General features: G+C 37.1%; 9 protein-coding genes. 6 read left to right on the top strand and 3 right to left on the bottom strand.

The features are described from left to right. The 5 genes from pepB to H592_RS0109685 all read left to right on the top strand — a co-directional run bounded on the left by pepB (nt 1) and on the right by H592_RS0109685 (nt 6,984). Entirely contained in the window at nt 1-1,299 is a 1,299-nt protein-coding gene (pepB, locus tag H592_RS0109705; protein WP_028868603.1) for an aminopeptidase PepB, read from the top strand. A 478-nt stretch (nt 1,300-1,777) separates the two neighbouring features. Continuing rightward, nucleotides 1,778-2,200: a hypothetical protein gene (locus H592_RS0109700; RefSeq protein WP_028868602.1), complete on the top strand. Its 423-nt coding sequence runs from the start codon at nt 1,778-1,780 to the stop codon at nt 2,198-2,200. Nucleotides 2,201-2,508: 308 nt separating this feature from the next. After that, nucleotides 2,509-5,553 (top strand): D-2-hydroxyglutarate dehydrogenase YdiJ, encoded by a 3,045-nt coding sequence (ydiJ, locus tag H592_RS0109695; RefSeq protein ID WP_028868601.1) that lies wholly within the window; start codon nt 2,509-2,511, stop codon nt 5,551-5,553. Nucleotides 5,554-5,676: 123 nt separating this feature from the next. After that, a complete protein-coding gene (locus tag H592_RS0109690; RefSeq protein WP_028868600.1) occupies nt 5,677-6,105 on the top strand; it encodes a hotdog fold thioesterase in 429 nt (142 codons plus the stop codon). 39 nt (nt 6,106-6,144) lie between these two features. Beyond that, complete coding sequence (locus tag H592_RS0109685) at nt 6,145-6,984, top strand: CvfB family protein (protein WP_028868599.1); 840 nt, start codon at nt 6,145-6,147, stop codon at nt 6,982-6,984. A 478-nt stretch (nt 6,985-7,462) separates the two neighbouring features. Here the strand turns inward: H592_RS0109685 and H592_RS0109680 are convergent, their stop codons facing one another. Both H592_RS0109680 and H592_RS0109675 read right to left on the bottom strand, forming a co-directional pair. Beyond that, nucleotides 7,463-9,097, bottom strand: coding sequence for an FMN-binding glutamate synthase family protein (locus tag H592_RS0109680; RefSeq protein WP_028868598.1), 1,635 nt, complete (start codon nt 9,095-9,097; stop codon nt 7,463-7,465). A gap of 739 nt (nt 9,098-9,836) precedes the next feature. Beyond that, on the bottom strand, nt 9,837-10,457 hold the full coding sequence (locus tag H592_RS0109675; protein WP_028868597.1) for a LysE family translocator: 621 nt from the start codon (nt 10,455-10,457) through the stop codon (nt 9,837-9,839). Nucleotides 10,458-11,060: 603 nt separating this feature from the next. On the opposite strand from H592_RS0109675, the gene H592_RS0109670 reads away from it, so the two are divergent. Further along, nucleotides 11,061-11,693, top strand: coding sequence for a hypothetical protein (locus H592_RS0109670; protein WP_051369119.1), 633 nt, complete (start codon nt 11,061-11,063; stop codon nt 11,691-11,693). A gap of 723 nt (nt 11,694-12,416) precedes the next feature. Here H592_RS0109670 and H592_RS23950 read toward each other — a convergent pair. Further along, nucleotides 12,417-12,602: hypothetical protein (locus H592_RS23950; protein ID WP_211235653.1), on the bottom strand; the 186-nt coding region annotated here is incomplete at its 5' end.

Here is a 12,602-nt window from a genome sequence, read left to right as displayed (position 1 = left end):
ATGAGCCAGTCATTTTTAGTTAATTTATCTGATCAAAAAGCGGATCCGATTTGGGGAGAGAACGCACTTTTATCATTTGATAAGCAACAAGCGACGATACATATTGACTATATCAATGATGTTTTATCACAAGTACAAAGTGCAGCGCGTAAATTAGATAATATGTCATTACCCAATATAAAATTAATTGGAGAACAATGGAATTCTGATTTGTGCTGGGCATTTTGCCAAGGTTTCTATAATGCAAAAACAGGTGCTAACATTGAATTCCCTGAATTAGACGATGAAGCAATTAGTGCGCTAAAAAGCAAAAAATTAATCAGTGAATGGGTTCGAGAAACGATCAATCTGGGGCCTGCATTGGTCACTCCTGAAGTATTGTGTGAAAAAGCCTGTTTACTATTAGAGCAAGTTTGTGCTGATAAAGTACCTTTAAAATACAAACTTATTTTTGGTGAGCAACTCAATGTAGACGGTTATGTTGGTATCTATGAGGTAGGTAAAGGCAGTACTAATATGCCGTGCATGTTACAACTTGATTATAATCCAAGCGGTGATCAAGATGCGCCCGTTGATTTTGCGCTAGTGGGCAAAGGGATCACTTTCGATTCTGGTGGTTACAGTTTAAAACCGAGTGCATCAATGGCTGCCATGAAAAGTGATATGGGCGGTGCAGCAACGGTCACAGGTGCTTTAGCATTAGCCGCTGCAAACGGTTTACAAAAGCGTGTTAAATTGTATTTATGCTGTGCAGAAAATATGGTGAGTGGCAAAGCCTTTAAACTAGGTGATGTGATTAATTATAAAAATGGCATTAGCGTTGAGGTTTTAAATACTGATGCAGAAGGGCGTTTAGTGCTGGCCGATGGTTTAATCGCGGCACAAGAAGATGGTGCAAAGCTGATCATCGATGCCGCAACGTTAACAGGAGCAGCTAAAGCGGCTGTTGGGCGTGATTATAACTGTATTTTAAGCATGGACGACGAGTTCACTGAGTCTGCATTAGAAGCTGCAAAAGATAACAATGAAAAATTATGGCGTCTGCCATTAGCCCCTTTTCACTTGCAACAAATTAGCTCTGCATTTGCTGATATTGCCAATATTCATAGTGGTGGTGAAAGCATGGCTGGCGCCTCTACTGCAGCTGCATTTCTTGCTAAGTTTGTCGAAAAACCTGAGCAGAACTGGGTTCACTTTGATCTGTCTGGTAGTTACCAACTGGCTGCAAACGGCTTATGGTCTGTTGGTGGCAAAGGGCACGGTATTGAAACGATCAGTGCTCTTTTATTGAAAGATTAGTTAATGTTTTTTGATTTGGCTTAAAGCTGTAATGGTAATCCAATCAAATAAAAGCCAATACCTTATGCCAGGTATTGGCTTTTTCGTTTTAAGGCTGTTATTTATTTGGCCATAAATATCATTAATTTAAGTTATGACATTAACTCCATTAAGTATGTGATCAAATATTGCGCAGTAAAAATGATTCGTTTTAAGGAAAAATTATGTCAAATGATTGTTTCCTTTGCAAAATTTCTAACGCAGAAGTGATGTATTTAAGCAGAAAGATCGATCAGATATTTAGCAGAGTGGTACTAAATGTCTAACAAATAAACTCAGCGCATCTTTAACAGTAAAATGCCCAAAGCATTTAATTTTTGTCATTGAATATTGACAAAAAAATTTTGACGCATGGAATCTGCTTTAAAAGTACGTATAATGCGCATTAATTTTAGGTATTTAACCTACATTAGCATTATTTAAGTTGAGAGTTGTTATTATGGTCAGTAAAGCATTTATTTTTATGTTCAGTATTTTGTACTTAGCGGGCTGCTCATCGGTTTCTATTGGCCCTATTGAGGCTGGGGAAGACAGCTATGTTATAAGCAAAGAGCCTGCGACCTTTTCAAGTGAAGAAGATGATTTATTGGCTTCTATTCTGGCACAAGCAAATGCTTATTGTTTAGAGAAAAAGCGTCATATGGAAGTTAAACATCTCAATGAATATACGGGATTTTTTGGTAATGATACCAAAACAACCTTAGTTTTTGCTTGTTTGAGTGAAGAAAATGAAACCTATCAGCCTATTGCACCCGTTGTTATTGCAGCGCCTGTTGCGCCAATTCAGCCTAATACGCCAGCACCTGAGCCTGAACAACCAAAATTCTTTCCACAGGAAAAGCTAACTAACTACGCTTTTTAAATAGTGTTAGGTTTTGAAACTTTTTATTAATTTTTTTCATTAAATACCTTAATCTAAATATGAGGTGTTTAATAACGAAATCTCTCCAGAGGCTTTAATCTAAGCCTCTGTCTTAACTATTTTAATGCATTCGGTTTAGCATAAATCATTAATATAGTGGATATCAATAGCACTCCAAACCCCGTAAATAGGCAATAATTTTAATAGCAAAAGGCCTATTTTATCATCTGTTTTATGGTTATTTATGCTATTATCTGAAGCTATTTTTTATCCCCCGTATATCATTAATAGATTAGAGCGTTTTACACATGATCCCAAATTTAAACCATCAAGAGAATATCAAGCAGGATACTTTTGCGTTTATCAAAGCATTAAGCGAAAGTGATTATGCAGGTGAAATTGCAAAAAGTTATGCTAGCCGCTTAGCTGTTGCAACGGATAACAGTGTTTATCAATGTCTTCCACAGGCAGTTCTTTACCCTAAGTCGACGCAAGATATTATAACCCTTTGCCAACTTGCTCAACAAACCGAGTTTGCAGATATACGCTTTTCACCGCGTGGTGGTGGTACGGGGACTAACGGTCAATCTCTGACTAATGATATTGTTTTAGATTTATCTAAGCATATGAATAACATCCTTGAGATTAATCCCAAGGATGGTTGGGTTCGTGTACAAACCGGCGTTGTGAAGGATCAATTAAACGACTATTTAAAACCGCATGGTTTATTCTTTTCCCCTGAACTCTCAACCAGTAATCGGGCAACGATTGGTGGCATGATCAGTAATGACGCATCGGGACAAGGATCTTTGGCTTACGGTAAAACCAGTGACCATGTTTTAGCATTAACGTCGGTTCTTATTGACGGTAGTTTATTAGAGAGTAAACCTCTTGCCGCCGTTGATTTGATAGACCAAGTTGAACGAGAAGACTCAATTGGTGCTATTTATCGTCAGGTTATCGATACCTGTGAATCCCAGCAGGACAATATCGAAAATACATTCCCTAAGTTAAATCGTTTTCTAACCGGTTATGATTTAAAGCATGTTTATGATCATGAATCGGGCACGGTGGATTTAACGCGTATTTTATGCGGAGCGGAAGGCTCTTTAGCTTTTATTACTGAAGCGACATTACACGTACAACCTATCCCTACTTACCGTACGTTATTCAATATTAAATATGATAGTTTTCAATCTGCATTACAAAACGCGCCTTTTTTAGTTAAAGCAGATGCATTATCCGTAGAAACAGTTGATTCAAAAGTTTTAAATTTAGCAAAACAAGATATTGTATGGCATAGCGTAAAAGACCTAATTACCGACGTGCCAGGACAAGTATTAGATGGCATTAATATCGTTGAATTTGCTGAATCGGATCAAACGATACAACAGCAAAAGATTGATGCGCTGACCGTGATGCTGGATGGTTTAATTAGCAATAAAGAAGCGGGTGTTATTGGTTATCAAATTTGTAGTGATTTAGCTGATATTAATAAAATTTACGGTATGCGTAAAAAAGCGGTAGGGTTATTAGGTAAAGCAGATACTCGTGCTAAACCTATTCCATTTGCTGAAGATACTTGTGTCCCTCCAGAAAATTTAGCTGCTTATATTATTGAATTCCGTCAATTGTTGGACGACAAAGGATTGCATTATGGCATGTTTGGACATGTTGATGCTGGTGTATTGCATGTACGCCCAGCCTTAGATCTTTGTGATCCTGAGCAAGAAAAACTGATGCGTGAAATTTCAGATAAAGTGGTGGCATTAACGGCTAAATATAAAGGCCTGATGTGGGGGGAACACGGTAAAGGATTTAGAAGTGAATACGGACCTGAATTTTTTGGTGAAGTGTTATTTAATGAGCTGAGAAAAATTAAAGCTGCTTTTGATCCAAATAATAGAGTTAACCCAGGTAAAATTTGTACCCCTTTAAATTCGACTGAACAGTTAGTCAGCGTTGATGCTGTTAAGCGAGGTACATTCGATCGTCAAATACCGATTGAAGTGCGAGAAAGTTACTCGCAAGCACTTGATTGTAATGGTAATGGGTTGTGTTTTAACTACGATACAAAATCGCCAATGTGTCCCTCGGTCAAAGTCACTAAGGATCGTGTACATTCACCTAAAGGTCGAGCAGGTCTCATGCGTGAATGGTTACGTCAATTAGCGAATAATGACATTGACGTATTAGCATTAGAAAGTGATCTCTATGCGGGTAAAAATGCCAGTATTTTTACTAAGTTTAAAAATACCTTATCTAAACGTAACGGTGAGTATGACTTCTCACATGAAGTGATGGAGGCAATGCAAGGTTGTTTAGCATGTAAAGCATGTACGTCTCAGTGCCCTATACAGGTCGATGTTCCGACATTCAGATCTCGCTTCATTCACTTGTATCACGACCGCTATCTACGTCCTATTAAAGACTACTTAGTGGCTTATGTTGAGCAATATGCGCCGCTAATGGGTACCATGCCGAGATTTTTTAACTTCTTCACTGGGTTAAAAGTGACCTCGACCTTAACGGAGAAAGTAGTGGGTATGGTAGATATTCCACAACTCTCTACACCGACCCTAAAATCCACTTTAAATCAACATGATATTAGTGAGTTTGATTTAACTAAATTACACGCATTAAGCGCAACTGAGCGTGAAGACTATGTGTTAATAGTACAGGACCCGTTCACAACATATTATGATGCAGATGTGGTTCGTGATTTAATATTGACGGTCAAAAAGCTTGGTTATAAGCCAGTGTTATTGCCTTTTAAACCCAATGGTAAGCCACAGCATATTAAAGGTTTTTTGAGTAAATTCGCTAAAACAGCAAAAGACTCAGCAGCATTTTTAAATCAAATGGCTGAGCTGTCTATTCCTATGGTTGGTACTGACCCTGCTATGGTGCTTTGTTACCGTGATGAATATAAACAAGCGCTAGGTAATGAACGCGGTGCTTTTAATGTTCAACTGTTTCAAGAGTGGTTAAAACCGCGCTTGAAGGGAGAGGTTAAAACAGCTAGTAATGCCGATTTTTACTTATTAGGACATTGTACTGAAAAAACTGCAGAGCCAACAGCGGGCAATGATTGGGTGACGATTTTTAAACATTTTGGTGGGTCATTATCAGAAGTAGCGGTTGGGTGTTGTGGTATGGCTGGTACTTATGGCCACGATGCGGGTAAACTAGCGGATTCAAAAGCGATTTATAGCTTAAGTTGGGAAGCTGAAATTGCTAAACGTGAACGTGCGCAATGTTTAGCAACGGGATATTCCTGCCGTAGCCAAGTTAAACGTATTGAAGGCGAAACGCTGAAACATCCAGTACAAGCCTTATTAAGTTTACTGTAAACAACCTGAGTGCTTAATTTAAATAAAAAAGACGCTTTCATTATCCAGCATTGAGATTAAATATTAACCTTAAATGATAGCTAATATAGTCACCGATAAACAATAGTTAATCTAAGGGGCACGATGAGTATTTGGAAGAAAAGCACTGATTTAGCTCGATTAAATGCAATCAGTAAAGATACAATTATTGCACTATTAGGTATTGAATATACTCAAATTGGTGACAACTTTATTGAAGCTGTTATGCCTGTTGATTCGCGAACACATCAACCTTATGGTTTGTTACACGGCGGAGCATCGGTTGTGCTTGCTGAAACACTTGGTAGTGTAGCTGCTAATTTAGTCGTTGCTGAAGATAAGGTTTGTGTTGGCTTAGAAGTTAATGCTAACCATGTTAGAAGTATTAAAAAAGGCACTGTGACAGGCACTGCAACGGCGGTCCATATTGGTTATAGTACGCAGATTTGGCAAATAGAAATTTGTAATGAGCGTCAACAGTTAGTATGCACCTCACGATTAACTGTAGCGGTTATTGATAAACCCAAACAATAAACACCTCATACAATGGGGTGTATTTAAAAAGAGAGAATTATGATTAAAGTAGGCACTTATAACGAACTTAAGATCGTTAAAGAAGTGGATTTTGGCCTGTATTTAGATGCAGGACATGATTTAGGTGAAGTTTTATTACCTAAACGTTACGTCACCGAAAGCATGCAAATTGGGCAAACTATTTCAGTATTTTTATATTTTGATTCTGAAGACCGTTTGATTGCGACCACACAACATGTAAAAGCCATGGCGGGTGAGTTTGCGTCATTAAAGGTCGTCGATACAAATCGTGCAGGTGCGTTTTTAGATTGGGGTCTACCAAAAGATTTGTTGGTACCATTCAATCAGCAGAAAGTGGCGATGAAAACGGGCTTAGGATACATAGTTTATGTATACCAAGATGATATTAGTGAGCGACTATTAGCCTCGTCTAAATTGGACCGTTTTTTAGATAAAGTGCCTGCAAACTATAAAGTGGGCGAAAAGGTTGATTTATTGATTGCAGATCGTACCGATATTGGTTTTAAAGCGATTATTAATAACCTACATTGGGGGGTTATTTTTGAAAGTGATGTGTTCGGTGATTTGGGTATTGGCAAAAAATGTAAAGGTTACATCAGACGTATTCGTGAAGATGGCAAAATTGACCTGAGTTTAACGCAAACTGGTTATGCAAAAATGGATGGTTTGTCAGATCGCATTTTATTAACCATGAAGCAACACGATGGATTCTTGCCATTATCAGATAAAAGTAGCCCTGAGCAGATAGCTAAAATTTTAAAAATGAGCAAGGGCAACTTTAAAAAAGCCATTGGTCAGTTATATAAAAATGGCGATATCGTGATTGCCGATAATGGTATTACTGTCACTAATAAATAATCATTTTTTCTTTATTCGTGCATTAGTTTTGCAATAAAGAAACGAGTAAGGTTAAGTGGTGATTACTAATTAATCTGGTCTAATTAATAGTCTCCCATTAAGAATCATTAAAAGCGCTTCGGCGCTTTTAATTACGTTTTCACTGCTCTCAGGATTCTACTAAGGCTGTTATTTTAATTTAAGCTATGTTTTTAACTCATCTAATCGGATAAGTTTTTTCTTAAATTATGCTCGACAAGCCAAAGTAGTATTGTTTGTAGCAATAAATCCCTTTGTGCGTAAATTGCAACCCATTGGGCCTTGCTTCAAGTGTCTTGCAATCTAAAATTCGAACCATGAGCAAGAATGTTCCTAAGTTTACTGAAATTCTTCTTAGCTCCAATGATTTCATTTTGATCAGTAATTTGTTTTTATAGCTTTTATAAGTGAATTATTTTTATTGGTACCATATTCATAGAAGGTTTGAATTTCTTACCCGTTAGCTAACTTCTAATGATTTGAGTATAAATAAGTCATCGGCATAAAAACGTTCAGCACTGCTCGCTTGCCACCATTGTTGCCAACATTTATTCAAATCCTTATTGTCTATTAATGCATTTGTTGTCAACGGTTTTGCAAAACTATTGACTGACATTTGACCTCCATTGGGTGTACGTTGTTTTACCATCTGTGGAATGAGCTTAGCGGGATCATCTAACCCCATACTACCGACTAATTCAAAAAAGCTCGCCATGGTATTAGCATGGTAGTTTTTAACGCGTTCACTTTTTACTACTATATCGAGAGCTTCAGATCTTGCTTGATCTTGCGTCGCGATACCCGTCGGACAAAGGTTCGTATTACAATGCCTGGATTGGATACAACCTAATGCCAACATCATAGTTCGTGCCGCATTTACAATGTCAGCACCAGCAGCTATTTTCGCTAATATATCAAAGCTAGACGCTGTTTTACCTGACGCTATAATTTTTACTTTATCGCGTAAACCGACACCGATTAAGGCATTATTAACGACACTAACACCCTCTAAACAAACTAAGCCTAATCTATTGGAGAATTCAACGGGTGCAGCTCCTGTGCCTCCCTCTGCACCATCAACAGTAATAAAATCAGGGGTAATACCTGTTTCTATCATTGCTTTACAGATACTTAAAAATTCCGCAGGATTACCGATACATAATTTAAACCCAACAGGTTTACCATTACTTAACGCGCGTAATTGTTCAACAAAAGCTAACAAGGCTTTAGGAGTTGTACATTCAGGGTTGACGGCTGGGGATACACAGTCTTGATCTTTTGAAATATGCCTAATACGTGCTATTTCATCGGTAATTTTGGCTTTAGGTAATACGCCACCATGGCCAGGTTTAGCACCTTGAGATAGCTTTATTTCGATCATTTTTATCTGCGATAAAATGGCCGTTTTTTTGAAACTAACGGGATTAAATTGTCCATTTTCATCACGACAACCAAATAAACCAGAGCCTATTTGCCACACTACATCCCCACCATGCTTTAGGTGATATGGGCTAGCCGCTCCTTCGCCGGTATTATGGTAACAACCTGCTTTTTTAGCACCTAAGTTAAGTGCTTCAATAGCATTGGTGCTTAATGAGCCAAAGCTCATTGCTGAAATATTAAAATAAGAGGCAGAATAAGGTTGTTTGCAATTCGCCTCGCCGATTAATACGCGCTTAGCTTCTGCTTTGACATGAGCTGGGGAGAGTGAATGCCATAAACTTAAATAATTATCTTCCATTAAATTACGCTGAGTGCCAAAGGCAATAGTATCGCGGAGGTTTTTTGAACGTTGATAAATGAGTGTGCGTTGTTCTCGGTTAAAGGGCATCTCTTCGGTATCGTTGGCAATGAAGTATTGCTGAATTTCGACTCGATAAGATTCGAGAAAGTAACGTAAATAAGCTACCACAGGGTATAGTCGATTAAGCGTATGAGCACTGCGATAAATATCGTAAAAGCCAATGATCGTATACGCTAAAGTGCAGATAAGTAAAATAAAGCTAAAAGCACTTTGATTCTGTATAAAAAAGTAGCCCGCTGATAAATTACCAAGAGTAGCAATTAACCAAAGAAATTTTTGCATAATTGTCATTAATTATTCCTATGTATATTATTTTGTTATTTTTTTATTTTGCTATGTAGTCATGTTGCTCGAAAATACTTACGGATGTTATAGGCACCACTACATGGCTTGTATGGATTAGTAGAGGGTAACAACCTTTACCAATATTTACTTGTTTTGGGCTTAAATAGCATGCAAAAAGCAATGGCTATCCACACTTTCTATGATTGCTTTTTTTAATTGAAATTTTTTTAGAATAGAAGGTTTATGAGAAAGGGAGCGTATTTGTAAATTAACGTTGGCAGCAAAACATTAAACTTACCAATGGACGTTTATGCTTTGTCTTCTCTATTAGCCATTCATAAATAATATCAATCTGGATAAATAAATGGTTTATATAGGCGTTAGGGAAAAAGGATGATAGCAAGGCGTTGATTGAAGTAACTAGTTATTCTCATTACAAAATCAACAACGAAGCTAGGATTCATTTTAACAAACATAAATGACGAGATAATTACTTAGATTAGTATAAATAACCTCAGTTCTGGATAAGCAAAGCGATACAACACCGTTATTTCCGCGGATTTCTTCGTTAAATTATCTCTCAATAACCAGTTATTGCTTCAATATTTCGCCTTGAACTCCAGGCCTTGAACTACGCAAAACTAGCGGCACTGTATAGCCAAAAAAATATAGTCTTATGATTTTAAATATAATTCCACTTTCATTAACCAGAATTGAGGTTAAATACCTATTAGAGGTTTAAAAGTTAGCTAACAACTAACCATAATGCAACAAACATCATCATTGAGCCTGCAATACGATTTAATAACTTAACACTACTTTGCTGTTGTAATAAATGACGTAATGTTTTGCCACCCGTTGCATAAAGCAACATACAAATTAATTCAAAGCATAATATAACGGCAATCAATTGTGATGCTTGTGGTAATAACGCACTATCCGGATTAATAAAAGGAGGCAATAAAGAGATCATGAATGCCCAACCTTTAGGATTCGCAATTGCTGTAATGAACCCTTGGCTTATTAGTGCGCTTGGTTTTATTGCCTGGTTATCAACGGGAGTGGATGGGATCGCCATTTTACCGCGCGAGCGCCACATTTGAATACCTAGATATAATAGATACGCACCGCCTGCATACTTAAGGATTAAAAATAAGTTTGGTCTTGCTAATAATAAGGTAGCGACACCAATCAGTGCTAATAATGCGACTAAACCAACACCAACTAATTCCCCCATCATCATCCATAAACTACGGCGAATACCAATCGTCATCCCTAACGTCATGGCGAGTGTCATGCACATACCTGGAGTGATAGAAACGGCAAAAAAAGTAGGAATAAATAAAAGCAGTAAATTGTTATCCATAAATATCTCGAACATATATTGGTGAAATTAGTCGTAAGTACAATGACTCGTGTATTTTTAAGTGATGGTTATTTTCAAGATTGTACGTCAATTGGTAACTGAAGTCGTGCATAGATAATTGATTTAACGTTTGAATATTTGTTATTTTTCAGTAAATGACTCAACATAAATACACGTGTTTGCTTTCTTATTGGGCGATTAAATCAGCGTTATTTGTAAAATTATTTACCTAATCGCTAGTTGGCAAGGTTCTTTACTCATTTAGTATCTCGAATTATAAAAAAACAGACAATTTCCTCAAGCTTATTTGATTCTTATCGCATTATATTTTTAATCAGTCTCTACACTAACCTTTACTTATTATCAGTTTTAGTAAATTGAGTCGCTAATTTGCTATTTTTAGCTAACACAGGAGTGTGCAGCTGATAAAAAGTGCCCAAAGACAAAGGATACGATGGGCTGAGGTGATGAAGTGATTATTTCGACTATTTGCCAATATCTAGAATCAATATATTGATCGGTAAAGGGGGGGGAGGTACTTCAATCGCACTTTAAATCAATGGTTTATATTTAAATATAAGCTTAAAAAGGGAGGTTAGAATTATGATTGAATCAATCATGAGGGATTGGGTTGAATGGTTTGGTTACTTTGCGTCATTGGTTGTATTAATTTCTCTTACCATGACTTCGATTATTAAATTACGTTTTATAAATCTTATCGGTTGTTTACTGTTTGCTACTTTTGCTTACTTCATTGACTCATGGCCTACCTTGGTGATGAATCTTGGTATCGCTGCGATTAACTTATACTTTCTATATAGCATCTATTCCACTAAAGAACAGTTTAAAATAGTGTCAACCAACATTGACTCAGAGTTTTTGTGGCACTTCATTCGTCATAATGAACAACAAATAACGATGCAAAGTTCTATTCAACAGTTGTGCCAAGCGAATCAGGTTTTTTATTTATTGAGAGACAACAATATCGCTGGTTTATTGATTGGAACCGTTAAAAAAGATGGGTGTTTTGATATCTATTTAGACTATGTGTTACCTCGTTATCGAGATTATAAATTAGGCGCTTATTATTTTAAAACTCATCGCCATTTTTTAAAGGAAAAAGGCGTTAAGTCCTTAAATGTGACGGTTTTAGATCCTGTTCATCAGGACTATTTAATTAAAATGGGGTTTACTGTCGATCCCACTAATAATGCTCACTTTCAAAAAGTGTTATAACTAATGTTCCTATACTTTTATTAAAATAATAAATATGTTCACTTTCGGGGCTGTTGATCTTTCAAGTTTATTTTTGCAACGAGTTGCTGGCTTTTTATACAAGGCTGAGCTTATGACGTGTGGTTATTCCCCATAAATAAGCGAAAACGCAGTAGAAATAGTCAGCAAACGTTGCCCTACGGGTTCACCACAAGGCGTTATGCTCTTTGTTGGACAAAATTTGCTTAGAATGACTAGGCTTCACTTTGTCCGCCTCGATCAAAATGCCTTGTGGTGAACAAAATTTAAACGGCAAAGATCAACAGCCCCTAATTATTCCGAATTGAGGTTAAATAGCCTCAATTATGTTCTAAGCGCTTCCCCATTAAACAGTTAACCCTCAAGTAAACTATTAACAGCAGACAAGATTTAAAAAATAGATGATGTAATTTGTTTAGCTATCAACAGCACTGTTGTATAATTATTTACATTAAAAATCTAAGCTGTTTATTGTTATTTTGATGATCATCAAAACGAACTGAATATGGTACTTAGCAGAATATTAAATTTAATCTCAGCACACTTTCGAGTGTGTTTTTTTGTTTGCCCAGCAAAGCTGGCAAACCCGCTCACTTGCAAGAAAGTGAGATCACCCTGATTGAGGGGAAGATAATCCGAATGGCAAGGGCGTCACTGGCTAACGGTGGGGTCTGAAGGAAGCCATAGGAAGTTAGAAGTACACAACTAACCGTAACCTGTTTCGGCAGTGTTGGTGGATAAGCGTCCAAAATAGCGCGAAGTCCAATACTCAGTCAGACCAACACTGTGTTTGAGGGTGGTCATTTCTAACAGGGAGTCAGTGTAATAACTGGGGAAGCCTGGCACTGTATCCAAGCATTTGTTTGGACATATTATCTCAAGAGGTGACTC

It is taken from the genome of Psychromonas arctica DSM 14288 (genome assembly GCF_000482725.1).
In the GTDB taxonomy this organism is placed as follows: Bacteria; Pseudomonadota; Gammaproteobacteria; order Enterobacterales; family Psychromonadaceae; genus Psychromonas; species Psychromonas arctica.
This window is presented reverse-complemented; position numbering and strand designations above follow the sequence as displayed.

What these genes read in the sequence shown, in the direction of transcription:
- H592_RS0109685 (WP_028868599.1), top strand. Translation starts at nt 6,145, where the DNA reads ATGATTAAAGTAGGCACTTATAACGAACTTAAGATCGTTAAAGAAGTG.
- H592_RS0109690 (WP_028868600.1), top strand. Translation starts at nt 5,677, where the DNA reads ATGAGTATTTGGAAGAAAAGCACTGATTTAGCTCGATTAAATGCAATC.
- pepB (WP_028868603.1), top strand. Translation starts at nt 1, where the DNA reads ATGAGCCAGTCATTTTTAGTTAATTTATCTGATCAAAAAGCGGATCCG.
- H592_RS0109675 (WP_028868597.1), bottom strand. Translation starts at nt 10,457, where the DNA reads ATGGATAACAATTTACTGCTTTTATTTATTCCTACTTTTTTTGCCGTT.
- ydiJ (WP_028868601.1), top strand. Translation starts at nt 2,509, where the DNA reads ATGATCCCAAATTTAAACCATCAAGAGAATATCAAGCAGGATACTTTT.
- H592_RS0109680 (WP_028868598.1), bottom strand. Translation starts at nt 9,097, where the DNA reads ATGACAATTATGCAAAAATTTCTTTGGTTAATTGCTACTCTTGGTAAT.
- H592_RS0109700 (WP_028868602.1), top strand. Translation starts at nt 1,778, where the DNA reads ATGGTCAGTAAAGCATTTATTTTTATGTTCAGTATTTTGTACTTAGCG.
- H592_RS0109670 (WP_051369119.1), top strand. Translation starts at nt 11,061, where the DNA reads ATGATTGAATCAATCATGAGGGATTGGGTTGAATGGTTTGGTTACTTT.